This is a genomic window from Pontibacter anaerobius (assembly GCF_026241195.1).
In the GTDB taxonomy this organism is placed as follows: domain Bacteria; phylum Bacteroidota; class Bacteroidia; order Cytophagales; family Hymenobacteraceae; genus Pontibacter; species Pontibacter anaerobius.
Genome location: NZ_JAPFQO010000009.1, coordinates 214,070 through 230,920 on the forward strand (window position 1 = coordinate 214,070; position 16,851 = coordinate 230,920).

12 protein-coding genes are annotated in these 16,851 nt (G+C 50.1%); all 12 read right to left on the reverse strand.

The genetic code is table 11. The features are described 5' to 3' along the window. Positions 1-13 precede the first annotated feature (13 nt). The 12 genes from OO017_RS14485 to OO017_RS14540 all read right to left on the reverse strand — a co-directional run bounded on the left by OO017_RS14485 (position 14) and on the right by OO017_RS14540 (position 16,780). Positions 14-1,330, reverse strand: a complete 1,317-nt coding sequence (locus OO017_RS14485; protein ID WP_266053275.1) for an O-antigen ligase family protein — start codon at positions 1,328-1,330, stop codon at positions 14-16. A gap of 13 nt (positions 1,331-1,343) precedes the next feature. Further along, positions 1,344-2,552 carry a glycosyltransferase family 4 protein gene (locus OO017_RS14490; protein ID WP_266053276.1) on the reverse strand — a complete coding sequence of 403 codons (1,209 nt, stop codon included), beginning with the start codon at positions 2,550-2,552 and terminating at the stop codon, positions 1,344-1,346. 18 nt (positions 2,553-2,570) lie between these two features. Beyond that, complete coding sequence (locus OO017_RS14495) at positions 2,571-4,112, reverse strand: lipopolysaccharide biosynthesis protein (protein WP_266053277.1); 1,542 nt, start codon at positions 4,110-4,112, stop codon at positions 2,571-2,573. A gap of 76 nt (positions 4,113-4,188) precedes the next feature. Beyond that, the gene (locus OO017_RS14500; protein WP_266053278.1) at positions 4,189-6,558 is read right to left on the reverse strand and encodes a GumC family protein; all 2,370 of its coding nucleotides are present in this window, start codon (positions 6,556-6,558) and stop codon (positions 4,189-4,191) included. Between the two features lie 2 nt (positions 6,559-6,560). Further along, positions 6,561-7,277 carry a polysaccharide biosynthesis/export family protein gene (locus OO017_RS14505; protein ID WP_266053279.1) on the reverse strand — a complete coding sequence of 239 codons (717 nt, stop codon included), beginning with the start codon at positions 7,275-7,277 and terminating at the stop codon, positions 6,561-6,563. Positions 7,278-7,673: 396 nt separating this feature from the next. After that, positions 7,674-7,895, reverse strand: a complete 222-nt coding sequence (locus tag OO017_RS14510; protein WP_266053280.1) for a hypothetical protein — start codon at positions 7,893-7,895, stop codon at positions 7,674-7,676. 260 nt (positions 7,896-8,155) lie between these two features. Beyond that, positions 8,156-9,454, reverse strand: coding sequence for a sensor histidine kinase (locus tag OO017_RS14515; protein ID WP_266053281.1), 1,299 nt, complete (start codon positions 9,452-9,454; stop codon positions 8,156-8,158). Beyond that, positions 9,438-10,820 carry a sigma-54-dependent transcriptional regulator gene (locus tag OO017_RS14520; protein ID WP_266053282.1) on the reverse strand — a complete coding sequence of 461 codons (1,383 nt, stop codon included), beginning with the start codon at positions 10,818-10,820 and terminating at the stop codon, positions 9,438-9,440. Before OO017_RS14520 ends, OO017_RS14515 begins: the two co-directional genes overlap by 17 nt. Before the next feature lie 729 nt (positions 10,821-11,549). Next, positions 11,550-12,731: an ABC transporter permease gene (locus OO017_RS14525; RefSeq protein ID WP_266053283.1), complete on the reverse strand. Its 1,182-nt coding sequence runs from the start codon at positions 12,729-12,731 to the stop codon at positions 11,550-11,552. Further along, positions 12,728-13,969: an ABC transporter permease gene (locus OO017_RS14530; RefSeq protein WP_266053284.1), complete on the reverse strand. Its 1,242-nt coding sequence runs from the start codon at positions 13,967-13,969 to the stop codon at positions 12,728-12,730. Before OO017_RS14530 ends, OO017_RS14525 begins: the two co-directional genes overlap by 4 nt. 2 nt (positions 13,970-13,971) lie before the next feature. Beyond that, positions 13,972-14,676 (reverse strand): ABC transporter ATP-binding protein, encoded by a 705-nt coding sequence (locus OO017_RS14535; RefSeq protein ID WP_266053285.1) that lies wholly within the window; start codon positions 14,674-14,676, stop codon positions 13,972-13,974. A 622-nt stretch (positions 14,677-15,298) separates the two neighbouring features. Beyond that, entirely contained in the window at positions 15,299-16,780 is a 1,482-nt protein-coding gene (locus OO017_RS14540; protein WP_266053286.1) for a TolC family protein, read from the reverse strand. Positions 16,781-16,851: the final 71 nt, after the last annotated feature.

The following is a 16,851-nucleotide window of genomic DNA, read 5'->3' on the forward strand; positions in this document are numbered from 1 at the left end:
TGTACTCCTATTCTTAGTAGGAGGTTGCTGCCTGTTTGATACTAATTCTCTCAAGCCGAAGTTTTCGTATTCTTTCTTTTCTGCGTCTGCCAAAATCAGGCAGAAAGCTATACTGGCTCATATCTTGTTCAAGGTAAGCGATGGCCAAGCCCAAAAATGCATAGAAGAAGTATGGCAGGATATAAGAAATGCCGTAGACCAGGCCGCTGGTGATAAAGGCCAGAAGCACAATCTGCTTTTCATTTAAGAGTCTTCTGGTGAAGCCTTTCACGATGGAATAAAAATACATCATCATGAACATCAGCATCCCCACAAAGCCTACGTAAAAAAGTACATCCACATAAAAACTGTGGAAATGGTGGCCGTTTCCATCTTCAAATACAGGTGCGTCAAGGTCATCGCGGTAGAATTGTATCGGCAGTTCGAAGCCTTCGAAACGCATCCCCATAATAAAGTTTTCTTTTATGAATGGGAGGTACGATAAAAACTGGTTGTACCTCCAACCGCCTGTTCCCTGCTCACTGGCATTTTCTATATCAGAGAAATTCTCCTGCAATTTGGTGATGATCTCGGGGTGGATTGAAAACAAGAAGGCGCTGCTTACGATGCCCAGTATTGCTACTACCATTGCGATCGGTAGCAGCTTTCCAAAATTCACTGGCTTATCGGCCTTAAACTTTACCAGGTATACATACACTACCAGAATGCCAACCATACAAACCCATACTGTCCTGTGCTGGAAGAAGATAATTGCCAGTACTACCACAAAGCTCATGATCATGTTGTACAATCCACCTACAAACAGGTATTGGCTGGCGAAGTACAAAAACGGAATTACCAGCATGTACATGGTGGTAGCGTTCACACCCCTTTCATGGTTGGTGAAAGAGGAGAGGCTCAGCGCATCTGGGTGTATCAGCACGACATTGAGCACAAATCCTATCAGGATAAAATTTATAATGTGGCTTAGTCTGAGGTAATCATTGTTCTTATAGAAGGTATAGGTAAAGAAGACGAAGTAAAACAACAAAAGCCGCAGAAAAACATGCGGGTATATAAAGAAACTGCTATACTTATAGTAAGACTCAAATACCATCCCGAACACATAGAGTGTAACCAGCACGAACACGAAACGCATGAACGAGGACATACTCTGGAAGCGGTACAGACTGTATAAAAAGGCTATACCCGCATTGAGCTTTACTAATACACTCAGCATAGAGCCCAGTCTGGCCTCATCGTTCCCCGACAGCAGTTCCAGGAACATGGGGTCGAGCAACATGATCATCATGAGCGGGAATGCAAAAATGAAACTGTAATTTAACTTCATAAGGTTGAAGATGCTAAAGCTGGTTGTTAAGCAGCGGGCTATTTTCCTTTTGAGTTACTGCAATTGGGCTGTAAGAGTTTCCTGTGTTAAGAATCTCGCTGTATAGCTGCAGGTGCTGTGCTACCACAACATCTTCAGAAAAATTTGCCCTGGCAAATGCATAGGCGTTAGAAGCTACCTGCCCGGCAAACAAGGTGTCTGATAGCAGTCTTGCTACCCCTGCAGACATTTCTTCATCAGAGTTTATGTCGCAAAGAACACCAGCCCCTCCGTGGTTTAAGAGGTGTGGTATAAACCCACTCTTTCTGCCTCCAACTACCGGCGTGCCAACAATCATAGACTCCAGCACTGCCATACCAAACGACTCCTCGACTGATGGGTGCAACAGAGCTTTTGCGCCAGCTACATGCTGCATGAGTTCAGGGTGGGAGAGTGGTCCGAGGAAACGGACTCCTTCTTCAATATTATGCTGCTGTGCATACTTTTGTGCGTCTCCGCCTGGCTCCATGTCTGCTCCGATAAGCTTATATTCTAGTGTCGGGAATTTTTTCCTAAGCCTGGCAAAAGCATGTAGAGCCTTTGGTACACCCTTGCGCTTTGTGAACCCCATCACCACGGAAACGATGTAGTTTTCCTTGGCAGTGCCTACCGGGAGGTCATCCAAGTGTGGCGTGTAAAAATTGTTGATTACAGTTGCCTTTTTCTTGTTTCGCGCAGATAACTGGGCATAAGTATAGCTAGAATTGGCCACAAGCCATTTTGACTTCCACATAACAATCGCATTCATGAAAAAGCGCACCAACCTGAACATGTCCGGTTGGTTAACCAGAATCTTACGGGCAATGTCGTGTACGCTTACTACCGTGGGAATACCGCTGTCCAGCGCAGCCCAGGCGTACTCATAAGTCCAGAAGGCGTAGATAATATCGGCAGGATACTCCTGCATAAGCGACTGTAGCTGGTCTCTCTCATACTTGAAGATCCTTCTGCCAGGCTGTGGTTTTGTACAGCCAATACATACGGTAACCTGGTCGCTATGTAACACAGTGGGTGTAGAAATCTCACCTGAGTTTGTGTAGACTATAACACGGTACCCGCGTTTGGTAAGTGCGTTAACAAAGTGAGATGTAAGCGGAAACGTGTTGGTTTTGGGTATGGGTGTATTTCCAAAATCACTTTCCAACAGCTCTATATCAACAGGTCCGGATACGCCTATTACCATAATTTCTTAATTTAAATCTTAAGTGCTTTTGATTACGTCCTTTCTATACTTGGAGATGATTTTGCCATAATAACTTGTGGGGTTATCATCGAGTCCAAACTTTGAAAGAAGCTTTCCAATTTGAGCTTTAAGGGTTTTATGGGGAAAAAAGAGCGTGAGTATGAGGAATAAAACGGCCCCTGTAATTAGCTGAATAGCCAGCGTTACCACATGTGGAAGCTCTATACCTCTGAGTACGCTGCTCAGGCCATAAATAACAGCCGCGATAATTACACCATTAACCAAGCCTGGTACATATACCTGCAACTGCTCCAGGTAAGGTAGCTTTAGAATACGGTTCATCACGGTCTGGTAGAAAGCTATACGTACGAGCTCCCCGGCAAGTACTGCAAAGGCAAAGCCAATCAGGCCATATTGCCTGAACATAAAGAAGAACCCGGCAATTACAGCAATAAAAACTACCGTCAGCACTATTTTGATGTTCAATACAGCTTTGGCATCGCAGACGATGCCTGCAAACATGGTGATGAAGCTTAACGGTATGGCCAGGCAAAGTACCTGCAGAACAGGAATGGACTCACCCCATTGATCACCGAGCAGGATGTACACTACTTCGGGAGCCGCCACTAACAAACCCAGGCAGGTAGGAATAATAATGGCCGCCAAAAGTGTTGTGCTGGAGATATAGACACTCGCCAGCTTTTTAGTCTCTGACTGTAATTTGCTGAAAGATGGGAAGATAACTCGGCTGATAGTACGCGTAAGCATATACATAGGCAGATTTACCAACCGGTGTGCTCTGTCATAAATACCCAGTTTGTACGGTCCCAATGTTTTGCCTATTAAAATGGTAGCCATATCCTGACTAATGAATTCGAGAAAGCTGATTACTGACATTTTGCTGCCGTAGTTGAACAGGGGCTTGTACGACTCCCACTTGAAGTGGGGGAGTATGCTGTGTCTTGTAATTGCGTATGCCCCTAGTGCAACAAGTGCTGCCTGTGTAAGAGTGGCGAACACAAGACTCCATACTCCATAGCCTAAGTACGCCAACAGCACACCTACACATAAATATGATATGACATAAGAGAGTGTCTCTACGATACTCAACTCTTTAAACCGCATGTTTCGCTCTGACAAGCTAAACGCTGTAGACGATAATCCTCCAATAAGAAGAGAAAAAGCCATTACTCGTACGATGGGTGTTACCTCCTCGCTCTCAAAAGAGCCGTTTTCAAAAAACATGGTGGCAAATGGTGCTAAGGCCCATATCAGCAACATAAAGCTTAACCCAAGCAGAGCTGATGATGTGAATGCAGCTCTAATATTATCCTGTGTAAGATCCTCTTTCTGTATAATAGCCTGCGAAAGGCCAAGGTGTGCGAAATAACTCCCGAACCGTAGTATAACGCTGGCAATAGCCACCAGGCCAAAGGCCTCTGGGGCAAGCAGGCGGGCCATGGCTGAAGTATAGCCTATCTGCATTACTGCGTTGGCTATGGTTGAGGCAGATCCCCACTTCAGGCCGCTGACAGCTTTGGAGGCTAAGTTTTTACTCATTTTTGAAACGGCAATATAGTAGCAGGTAGGGTGCAGCTAAAGTATAGTAGCTGCACCCGCTGTTGTGTGTTGAATGTTAGGCGTAATAGTACTTGGCGTTTTTCTTATACCCGTACTCGTAGGTCTTGTTATAGTTCAGGTCATTGATGACCATGTAGATATCCTTGACCTTTTTGGTGTCATACAGCTCGTTGATCTGCGACAGCATCTCTTTGTTGGTATACTTGTGCTTCACCACGTATAGGTTTACGTCCATGTGGCGCATCAGCACAAAGTATTCAGACACGTACCCGATTGGAGGGGTGTCGATCACAATGTAGTCGTACTGCTCCTTCAGCAGGCTGAGCAGCTCCTGCATCTTCGGCATCTCCAGCAGGTGCAGCGCATTTTCCGGAATCGGCCCGCACGGAATAATGTCCAGGTTCTCCATGTAGGTTTTCTGCACGACCTCCTCCAGCTGTAAACCTTGTGTCAGGAAGGACGACAGGCCAATAGACTCAGCCACCGGGAAGTATTTGCTGAATGTAGGCTTGCGCATATCCGATTCTATCAGTACCACGCGCTTCCCGGACATCGCCAATTCAGAGCTGAGGTTAACTGAACAGAATGTCTTTCCTTCGCCTGAGATGGAGGAAGTTACCCCGATCACCTTGAAGTTTGAGTCTGCCATCAGGTACTGCAGGTTAATCCGAATGGACCTGAACGATTCGGCAATGGCGGAGCGCTGGTTGTTCATCACAGCCAGTTTATCTGACTTAGAGCCATGCGCCACCACACCCAGAAACGGTATGTTCGTTATTTTGGCCAGATCATTTTTCCCCTGTATGGTATTATCCACATTATCCACCAGCACTATGAAACCGGCAGGTATGGCCAGGCCAATCAGCAGGGCCAGCAGGTAGATCATCTTCGGCTTCACGTTTACCGGTGTGCTACCTACCATCGAGGCCTTGTCTATTATCTTTTTGTCGGTTGCGTTGGTAGCCAGGGTGATAGCAGCCTCTGCACGCTTCTCCAGCAGGAAATCATACTTCTTGTCGATAAACTCAGACTGCCCCTGCAGGTCCATCAGCTTACGCTCGTTTTCCGGCAATGCGGCAAGTGTGGACTCTATCTTGCTGATGCGGTCATTCACATTGCCTATGGAGATGTTCGCTGACTCTACCAGGTTCTGCAGGTTGGCCTCAATGGCGCTTCGTGTACTGGCAATCTCGCCTTCAATTTTGCGCAGCATGGGGTTGTCTTCCGTAGCGGTCGTACGGTAGCCGGCTTTTTTCTGGTTCAGCTCGGCCAACTGCACAAACAGGTTATTGAGAAGCGGGCTTTGGATACCCCCCACTGTAGGCGACACCGACTGCGCAATACCATTGCCATTCCTTATCTGGTCCAGGATATTCTCATAGTATGTTTTGTCCGTGTTCAGTCGGGCACGCTCCGCCTCCAGTTGCGACAGCTTTTCATAGTTGATGTTAGACTGCACATTGATGTTGGCGATCCTGTTGTTAGAGCGGAAAGAAGACAACGCCTGCTTGCTTTGGCGCAGCGAGTCGGAGAGCGTGGCCAATTGGCTATCGATAAACTCAAGCGTCTTCAGGCCGTTCTGGTTTTTCTCTTTCAGGTCGTTGGCCACATACTCTGCCATCAGGGTGTTCAGGAAAGCCACCTGCTTATCAGGGATGCTGCCTTTGCTGCCTAGTACAAGTACACGGGCTTCACGGTCTATTGGCGCAATGCCAAGCGAGGCCTGCTGCTGCTTTACCAGGCTTTCGAGGCTGTTGATGACGAAATAGTATTCTTTGCCTGTTGGGTCCTCTACATCGGTGCGCTGCAGCGTCAGGCTTAGGTTATCGTCCTGGTAGTGCTCTCCAAACTTAAGCGTTTTCTTAAAGTTAACTATAGGCAAGGAGCCTACCACTGAGTTGGAGCGAAAATCGTAGCGTGGCACGTTCTCGGCCTCAATTACAAGCTCGTAGGTGTTTTTGTCCAGCAGGCGCACCTTAATGGGGATGTCTACCAACTGCAGTGCAGTTGTATCCAGTTCCACTTCATAAGGCGCGGTTTTGTACTGTTCTTCCACCACCAGGTTGGTTATCTCATTAAGCCAATGGTCGGTTACCTTATAGTACGCTACCGTAAAGTTGAGTTTCTGCAGCGTCTGCTTTATCATTTCGGCAGAGCTTAGCAAGCCAATCTCGTCCTCCACTTTTATACCTTTGCTCTGCACATCCAGCACCTCCAGCAGTTCCTGTGCCCTTTTGGAGCCGGTCTGCTGGTCGCCGAGCAGTAACGTGGACTTAAACTCGAAAATGCGCGGAGAGCTTTTTACATACACATAGCCCGCAGCGAGAGCGATTAAGGCACTCAAGGCAAACCAATACCACTTAGACCTGAACTTGAATAACCAACTCTTTAAGTCTATTTCGTGCTCCTGTTTATTTCTCTTCATCGTTACTTAAACAAATTGTACAATAATGCCCCTGTAGAGATAACCCCCAGCACAGCGTTCCAAACCACCAGGTTGTCTCGCTTTAATTGTGTCTTGAGAGGTTCGGCGTAGATCACGTCGTTGGGCATTAGGTAATAGTATTGAGATTGTACGAGGTTCGGGTCTTTGAGGTCTAACAAGACAATTTCAGATTTGCCATCGGGCTTCTGTCGTATTAATTTAACGTTTTCACGATCAGCGCCTTGTGTAAGGTCTCCGGCCATGCTTAATGCCTCCAGCAGGTTTGCACGCTCGTTGTAAATGTAGAAATAGCCAGGGTTGCGCACCTCGCCTAAAACGCTCACTTTAAAGCTTATAAGCTTCACAACAACCGTAGCATCGGTAATATAGCGGTCCAGGTTCTTCTGTATCAGCTCCTGTGTCTGGGAGGTGGTAAGGCCCTCTACCTTTAGCTTGCCTACTGTTGGAAGATTTATAAATCCTTCATTATCAATGGCGTAACCACTCAGGTAAAGGCTGGCCGGCTCTGATACACCAAAGGCGTTAGCAGGGTTCGTGATGTTGAACAAATTGGACATGTCCGGGTCCACACTCAGTACTTTTATAGAAAGTACGTCATTAGACTGTAGGTTATAGGCAGAATACCTTGTCTGGAAATCTGTCGGGACGTTTTCTTTAAGATTGGGGTTTTGAATGTATACGAGTTCTTTTTTCGCCATGCAGGAGCTTACACATAGCAATAGCAGGAGAAAGTAGACTAAATTTCTCATATAAAAGGGTTAAGGGTGAACTTACAGTGCTGTAGTTTGATGTTGGCTCTGTAAGCGGTTCAAAATTGTGTTTTTAAGTATAAGCGTAAGCGAACCTGATTTTCGGTTCAAGGCATATATACTTCTGCTCTGATAAAAGGATACTGAAAAGGCCTAAAATTTTGGATATTTGTCAGAAAGCTTGCTTTAAGTGCAGCTGAGGGTTGGCATAGTGCAAGTAACGGGCGGGCGCTAAAGGTGTGCGGGAGGCATAGGGGGGCAAAAAGAAAATCCATTTCCGGAGCTGCCTTGGCAAGGCCCCGGAAATGGATTTTAACAAAAGGATGAAGTATAAATTACTAGCTGCTACTCAATCCACTTGGTGCGGCGTTGCTTGGCAGGCTGCCTTTGCTGGTGCTGCTGTTGCTGCACTCTGAGCTTATCTTTGGTGTGGCGTACCAGTTGCTGGGCAAATCCCTCCCCGTGCTCCAAAATGCTGCCTTTCAATCTCCAACCCTGTGGCAGGAAACCCGCCACTTCCGATGCCAACCCCTCCAGGTCTGGCGCAATAATAATGTTGTACTCCATTTGTTTAATTTGGCTAAAAGTCTAAAACCAATTTAGGGAAAATAAACATAGGTTGTACGGCGGCGCTACGAAAATATGCCCAAAAAAGTTATATTCTTTTGAAAATAAAGAAGTGGCTTAGAATTGTATAGTTTTATGCCATGTATAGCGCTTGATTTGCTATAATAATCCTATTTATTAATTAAGATTATCGGCAGCTGAAGTAGCACAGCCAACATGAAGGCGATGCCCTTAAACATTACTACAACGTGTAAACCGGGTTAAAACTTGATCTGGAAAGTAGTGTGGTGGCTGTTGTCAGAACTAAGCGAAAAACCAAAACCGTGGTTCACCAGTATGTCGCGCACCATGGTTAACCCAATGCCCTGTCCGTTGGCCTTGGTGGTATAGAAAGGCGTAAACAGGTGGGCCTGAACCTGTTCCGGAATGCCGCCGCCGGAGTCTGTTATGCATAGCTGCTTTGGTGAAGCGTTGGTTTGCACGGTAATCTCTCCGTCGGTGCCTATGGCCTCCATGGCATTCTTAAGGATGTTGAGGAGCACTTGCTCCAGTTGCTGTGCATCCAGGGGCACTTCCAGCGGTTCGGGCGCCAGTTGCCACTGCAGGTTTATCTGACGCCGCTGCAGCTCGGGTTGCAACAGGCGGTGCAGGTTCTGGAGCAGTACATGCACATCGGTTGGCACTTTTTTAGGCTGTGGCAGGCGCACTACCTCTGCAAAATTAGCCATGAAGCGGCTCAGGTTGGTGTTGCGCTCGGTGGCTACCTGCAGCACATGCGCAAAGTCCTCCTGATCTTCCGGCTGCAACTGCGAAGTATAAAACCCCAGCGACCCAAGTATGGAGTTGATGGCCCCCGTGGTATTGTTCACCTCATGCGACATCACCCGAATCACTTTTTCATAGGCCTGCCTCTCGTTCTGAAGTATGGCCTCGGTCAGCTCCTCTATAAGTATAAAATAATGCTGAAAACCTCGGTCCAGGAAGTGGGCACGATGGCAGCGGTAGGTCCAGATTCCGTTGATACGAAAGGTGGTGGACTGGCCGGTTGGCAGGTCCTTTAGCTGTCTTGCCCACGCGTCAGGCAGCTGGCTGATGTGTTTACCTCTTAGCTCTTCTGCTTTCTGCCCCAGGTAACGCTGTGCTGCCGGGTTTATACTTTCCACCTGGTTATCAAAACCAAGTAGGATAATGCCGGCAGGGGAGGCCTGGATGAGCTTGTCCAGCAGGAAGTGCTTCTCGGCTTGCGCCACCCGTTCCTGCCGCAGCTGGTCTATCATGCGGTTATACACCTTCACCAATTCATCTAGGTCTTGCTGCCCCACGGCCATAAACTTGGTCGAGAAGTCTTTGTCTTTAATGGACTCTATGCCTGCCCTGATAAGCATCAGCGGTTTAAAGAAGGACCGGTAGAGTTGAAATGTAATATAGATAGAGCCCAGAATGAGCAATTCTATACCTAGAAACAGGTATTTGTTCTGCTGCAGCAGGAACCAGGCCAGCGCCAGCAACAGGCCATGTATAAACACGGCGAAAAGTATAAACTTAGTCCGCAGCGTCATACGGGATATTGAATTTGTCGAGGCGGCGGTACAGGGCGGCACGGCTCAGGCCCAGCGCCCGGGCTACCTTGCTGATGTTGTTGTGGTAAAAGTCCATGGATTTTTTAATCATGGAGGCTTCCATTTCCTCCAGAGTCATGGTGCCCACGGCGGGCAGGGTTTTGTCGCCGGGTTTGGCGGGGCTTTGCTGGGCCTGGGCCTGGAAATCCTCTGCCTGCAATATGTCCCGCTCTGCCACCAGCACCGTGCGTTCCACCAGGTTCTTCAGCTCCCGGATATTGCCCGGCAAAGGCAACTCTTTTAGCCACTGCAGGGCCCGCGGACTCACTTCCAGCTCCGGATGGTTATAGGTTTTCTTGAGGTTGCTTACAAAGTACTGCACCAACAGCGGCACATCCTCCTGTCGCTCGCGCAGGGCGGGCAGTTTCACTTTTATCAGGTTAATCCGATAATATAGGTCCTCCCGGAACTTACCCTCTTCCACCAGCATTGCCAAGTCTTTGTTCGTGGCGCATACTACTCGGATGTCGAGTTTACGGGAGCGGCTGTCGCCGAGTACCTCGTAGGTGCGGTCCTGCAGCACGCGCAGCAGCTTTACCTGGCTGTTCATGTCCAGTTCGCCGATCTCGTCCAGGAAAATGGTGCCCTTGTTGGCCAACTCGAAACGGCCTACGCGGTCTGCCTTGGCGTCGGTAAAGGCGCCGCGCCTGTGCCCGAACATCTCGCTCTCGAAAAGGGTGGAGGAGATGCCGCCCAGGTTTACTTTTACAAAAGGCTGGCTTTTGCGCTGGCTGTTACGGTGCACTGCCTCCGCGATAAGTTCTTTGCCGGTGCCGCTCTCGCCTTCTATCAACACAGAGGCATCGGTGGGTGCAATCTGCCCAATCTTTTTCAGTATCTGCAGCAGCTGCGGGTCCTGGCCGACGATGTTGCCGAAGTCATACTGTTTATCCAGCTTTTTGCGGGTAAGCCCCTCGGTTGCCTCTTCCTGCGGCTCCTGCGACAGGCTCAGGGCCGTGCGAGCGGCCTGCAGCAGGTAATCGTTGCTCCAGGGCTTGGTGATAAAATCAGCAGCACCTAACCGCATGCCTTCCACGGCCAGGCTAATCGAGCCCCAGCCTGTAATGAGTATAACCGGCAGCTTGGGGTACAGGCTTTTAAATCTGCTGAGAAGGTCAAGCCCGTCGTGGCCGGTGGTATCGATGGAGAAGTTCATGTCCATGATCACGAGCTCAAGCGGATGTTGCCCCGCCAGTTGCAGCGCTTCCTCCGGGTTGGCTGCCTCTTTGGTTTTGTACCCGTTCTGTTTGAGCAGCAGCCCAAGTGAGGCGCGTACGGCTATGTCGTCGTCAATTATAAGGACCATGGTGCGTTTGCAATTGCTGCTTTATAATGTATAAAGATAAGGGTTTAAAGTATAAATTGGTAGAGGGATGAGGTTTGTGTCTGCTATACTTTCATAGTTAATTTTGAACTTTGGCTTAATCCTTCCTGCTGGGGATATCCTTGTTCCCTATCGCTGGCGCGAGTTTGCGTGCCTTTTATGTTGAGTTTGTAATTGACTGTGGCCATACTTAGGCTTTGGCTGTCCTTCTATACTTCCATAGCCCCTGCTTTTCCTAACTTGAACCAAGCTGTACTTTCTAGCTGCCGTTCATCCCCAGCCTTACTTGCCTATCGTTTCATCTCTGGCTGTGGTGCCCTCAAGGCCGGGAGGCCTCGTCCTGCGGGTAGGGGCCCTCGATAAGGGCATCGCGCGGTGTTCCCTCCTGCGCCAGGGCGCTGCCGCTCGCGCGGCACCGGATCTCACAAGGCGCTCAACCCAAAGACTGGGAACAGATTCGATAGCCATTGCTATATCACTGGGACCGGACTCCCTCTCCTGTTTTGGGGGTAGGGGCCCTCGAGAAAAGGAGAGGGTCGGGGAGAGGTATAATTCCCCTCCTCGGAGGGGCAGGGGTGGGTTAATCGCCCCTAACTTTTAACTTTGAACTTTGAACTCATAACTCTTAACTCTTAACTCCCCAAAGATGATTGGACCCGGAAAAGCAGCCCGCCTTGGCAGGAAAACAGTTCCTGCCAAGGCGGGACAAGGCTACTCCTCATGCAGTGCCATCGCCGGATGGATGCCGGCTGCCTGCCGACTCGGGTAAAACGCGCAGACAGCAGTGAGTAGGTAGATGATGCCTATAGAACTCAGGAGCGCTATAAAGTATACTTCTGACTCAACCTGGAAGACCTGCAGCAGTGGGAACTGCACGGCAAAGAACGCGCCCAGCAGGAGCCCGAACGTAGCCAGCACCAGCACCTCACCGATAAACTGCCAGTAAATTTGCTTCGAGGCTGCCCCCAGTGCCCTGCGTAGCCCAATCTCCCCGTTGCGGCGGCTGATGTTGTGCCACAGCACCCCGAAAAGCCCCAGCGCCACGTTCAGGATCAGGAAACCACATACCAGGCCGAGGGCAATCATTGGGGCGAGCGTCAGTTTTGCCTTGTTCTGGCGCATCTTTTCCAACGTAGATACCTCTATCGTCCAGTCTTTACCGATGCTGGCGAGCTGCTTTACCATTCTCTCCTCAAACGCTACCCCGGTGCCCGGCTTTACCCTAACCAACAACTCATTCCAGAAATAATCAGGGCTCTTATCCATGTTGATACGGTTGAATAAAGCCGGGTCTTCGGCGGCAAACTCGCTGGAAGCCCTGAAGTAATCCGTTACACCAACCACCACATAATTAGTGGTGTCGTTCTTGGGGATGAGTTTGCCTACAGCCTCTTCCTGCCCGAAAAGTTTCTCTTTCAGCATTTTGTTGATCACGATGGGGCTGTGGTGCGAGGCGTTGTCTTGTGGGTTAAACCAGCGGCCTTCAGTGATATTGAGACGCATCACCTTGTCATAGGCGTCCTGCACATCGTAGTTATCCGTCATTACATCTTTGACTTCACCATACGATAAGCTGTTATTCATTTGGCTGAAAGAAAAAGGAGCATTGGAACTGGTTAATGCAGCATGCCCCACTTCCGGGAAAGCGCGCACCCGGCTTAACACCTGCTCCAACTGCTGCCTGTTCTGGGCGGTGGAGTCGGAGTTGGGGCGCATGGTTACCAACCATACATCTTCATGCTCAAAACCAAGCGGCTTGGTGTAGTTGCGCACGTTATAGGTTACCAGGCTCAGCACCCCGAACAGCACCAGGAAGCAGAAGAAAATCTCAGCGATCAGGAGGAAGTTGCTTTTTTTCCTGTTCCAGATCAGTTTAAACAGATGGCGTATCATTTTGTACCTCCTTTCAGCGCCTCTACGGCATGTAAACGTGACATTTTATAGGCCGGGTAAACTCCGGAAACCAAACCAAACACAAGGCAAAGCAGCAGGCCCATCCCGAACACGCGCAGGTTCAGCCCCAGGTCGGAGTAGACGAGCAGGTTGCTATCGTTGATAAGGTGCAGCACCAGGGCAGAAAGGCCAAAGCCCAGCAAGCCGCCCAGTAGCGTCAGGAAGATGTTCTCCACCAGAAACTGCCCGATGATGGTGGAGGAGGAGGCCCCAAAGGCCTTGCGCACCCCAATCTCGGAGGAGCGCTCCATGATGCGGCTGATGTTGATGTTGACCAGGTTAACGGCAGGCAGCAGCATGAACAGCAGTGCCACAACCGCAAGTATAACGTAGAGTTTTGTCAGGCCAGGCTCTTTTCCCTTTCCAAGGAAAGTGCGGGCAAACGCCTCAATAACGGTGTCGGGGAAAGAGGAAAGCTTTGTGTCTTTATCAGGCTGCTGTTTCTCCACCACCTGCATTACCTGTGCATACTCCTCCTTGATGGCGGGGATATCCGTGGCTTGGCGCGCTTTAATGGTGGCAAAATAGGTTCCTCGCAGGCCTGGTTTGTTAAGGTCCTGGCTGCGCAGCGTAATCGGCACCCACACATCGGCGTAAGAGTGCAGCCGCAGCACGGGTACATCTTCTACCACACCCACCACTTTATACTTTACCTGGTCCACTTCAATGTAGTTCCCAATGGCCTCGGTGTCTCCGAAGTACTGGTTGCGGGTATGCTCGTTGATAACTGCCACGCGGTTGGCACTTTTTACATCATGCTGCCCAAAGGAACTGCCCTCTACGAAGTTAAAGTCCAGGATATCCCAGAACTGCTGGTCGGTATACTTTATGTCCAATGCCAGCTTTCGGTTATTGATATAACTGTTTACTTGGAAGGGCATAGAGTTTATAGAAACCATCTCCGGCGTTTGTAAGGTGCGCACGTGGCGGTCAAGGAAGTAATAACTCGGTGGGCCGCTGCTCATATAGCCACCTTCGGCGCTTTCGCGCATCATATTCACAAACAGCAGCTCATCCATTTTACGCTCCGGCATCTGCGGTCCGAAAGTATGGTCGTAGAGGGAGGTGGCCACCATCAGCACCATGAGCGTAAAGCTGATGCCGAAGAGGCTGATAAAGGTGAAGAACTTGCGCCGCAAGAGCACCTTCCAGGCGATTTTCAGGTAATTCTTCAGCATGGCTATACTTGTTGCAGGTTGTTGGCGAATACTTTGGCGTCAGATACTTGTTGCCCGTCGAAGAAGCGTACCAGGCGCTCGGTTTTCTGGGCCATGTTCTCGTCGTGCGTTACCATCACGATGGTGGTGCCGTCCAGTCGGTTCAGGTCCAGGAGAATGTTCATGATTTCCTCGCCCATCACAGAGTCCAGGTTACCGGTTGGTTCGTCGGCAAGTATGATCTGCGGTTGCCCGATCAAGGCGCGGGCAATGGCCACCCGCTGGCGCTGGCCACCGGAGAGCTGACCTGGGAAGTGTTTGGTGCGGGCGCTAAGGCCTACCTTCTCCAAGGCTGCTTTGGCCAGTTTGGTGCGCTCCGAAGCGGAAACGCCGCTGCGGTAGAGCAGGGGAAGCTCCACGTTATCCAGCACACTCAGGTCGTGTACCAGGTGGTAGCTCTGGAAAACAAAACCGATTTTCTCGTTGCGGATATGCGCAAGTTCCTTGTCTTTGTAAGTGGTGATGGGCTGCCCGTCGATTTCCACCATGCCCTGGCTGGGCACGTCCAGCAGGCCCATGATGTTGAGTAGCGTGGATTTGCCGCAGCCCGATGGCCCCATGATGGAAAGAAACTCGCCCTTCGGAACAGACAGGTTCACGTGCTGCAGGGCCACCGTCTCGATGGACTTGGTTTGGTAAACCTTTTCGATGTTGGATAATGTGATCATAGTTTTAAATATAAGTCTTTTAGAGTTGATTCTTTTTTGATGTTGTTATTCGCTTTTTTTATTTTTTACTGCCTTTTTTTGGCTCCCTTCTTACTGCTGGCTACTGCTGGCGCGAGTTTGTAACTCGTGCCTTTTTATAGTGTCGAGTTTGTAACTCGACTGTAGCCATACTTGCTGCTTCCTTCAATTCGACGCTAACTATACTATTCTGCTACTTTTCATCCTCAGTCTTACAAGCCTATCGTTGCATCTCTGGCTGTGGCTCCCTCCAGCCCGGGAGGGCTCGTCCTCGGGCATCGCGCTGGGAGCTTTTCCTGCCGGGGGTAGGGGCCCTCTTTTCGTGCCTCGGGCTGCCTCGCTGCCGCTCGTCACCGGAAAAACTCGCATAGGCGCTCAACCCAAGGACTGGGATCAGGTTCGATAGCTGCTGCCTTTGCTATGGAACAAGTATAATTCCCCACCTCGGAGGGGTTAGGGGTGGGTTCAAACTTTTGCTGATGACATCCATCCCCAACTATGAAACTTACACTTCAACATTAGTAATTACAGGCTCCCCTCCTTAGACAAGGAGGGGTAGGGGTGGTTGGACCCGGTGCTTCCTCATCCCATTTCATACTTGTTCTCATATCCTTTCCTGTGTCTCCGCCACAATCGGCTCCTGTCTTTCAAAATCGTAAAGCGTTAGCTGTCTTAAAGTATAGTGTGCCTCCCAGAACTCACTGAGTGCGGTGATGTAAGCCCGGCGGGCCTGGTCTTTCTCGGCAAGGGCGATGTTCAGGTCGGTGATGCTGATGCGCCCGATGAGAAAGGTGTTTTTAGTGATCTCGTAGCGTTCAGCGGCAATGGCGTCGGCTTCGGCAGTGGTTCGGATGCGGGCTTTCAGGGTGTTGTACTGGTTTACCTGCGTTATTACCTCCTGCTCAAAACCGGTTTCCTCCTGGCCGATGGTGTACTCCACTAACTGCTGGTTTAGCTGGGCCACTTTGATGGAGGAGCGCTGCCGGCCCCAGTCCATGATGGGCATATTAAAACCAATGCGTGCGCGCTGCTGGTTGTCCGGGTTGCTGTAGATGTCGGTAAAGGTGCCAGCACGGTTGGTGAGGCCAAAAGTAGCAAACAGGTTGGCATTGAACCCGTTATCGCCTCGGGCTTTGGCCACCAGACTCTCGGCCTCCAGCGTCCTGCGCCTGAAGTTTATACTTTCCTTGCGGTTCTTTTTGGCTTCCGCCAGGGCAAGTCCTGGTGCTACGGCCTCATCCGGAATGTTTTCAGGCACGTGCAGGCTAAAGTGGCTACTGTCTTTCAGGCCGATGTAGTTCCGAAGGGCCAGTGCGGCGGTCTGCTCATCCAGGTTGGCCTGCGCCAGGGCCAGGTCAGCGTTAAGGACGGCCAGGCGCAACTGCAGCAGATCATTTTTGGAAATCCGGCCAAGTTTATACTTTTCCAGCGCCACTTGGTAGAGCGTGTCGTTGTTGGCCAGGTTCTTGGCGGCTATACTTTGGTTTACCTGCGCCAGCAGCAACTCAAAGTACAAACCGGTAGCTTTTACGGCAATCTCCTCTCGGTCCTCCACGTACTGCTTCTGCATCTCCTCGTAGCGCAGCGGCTCTATTTTCTTATTCCATTTCAGGGCATTGTAGGCGAACAGCGGCTGCTCCACGCCGATAATAGCCGGGTTGCCGTTGTAGCGGGTCTGGTCGCGGTCAAAGTCATCGAAGCGCTGCATAAGCGAGGTGATGAACACCTTTCCGCCGGTTGGGCTGATAACCTGGCTCAATGTAAGGCCAAGGTCAGTGTTGTTGATGGATACCGGTTTAAAATCGATGGTGCCGTCGGGCTGTGTGACCGGCGTAATGGTGCGGCTGAAATCCGGCAGCGTGCCCTCCAGCGTCAACTGCGGCCTGTAGTCCGATCTGAAGCTGCGCCATTTCCAGTAGCTGTTCTCGCGGCTTGTCTCCACCTTCAGCGCCTCCGCCGATTGCTCCTGCGCCAAAGCGATCACCTCCTGCAGGCTAATTTGCCGTGGTCCAGGCTGTGCTATACTTTGGCCGCAGTGCAGGGTCAGGAGTACAAACAGCAAACAATATAAGTAGTAGTTTTTCATAGTTTTAACTTTAGCGTATCACGATGTTCGTATCAAGTATCACGATCATTTTGAGGTATAGAATCTGAGCA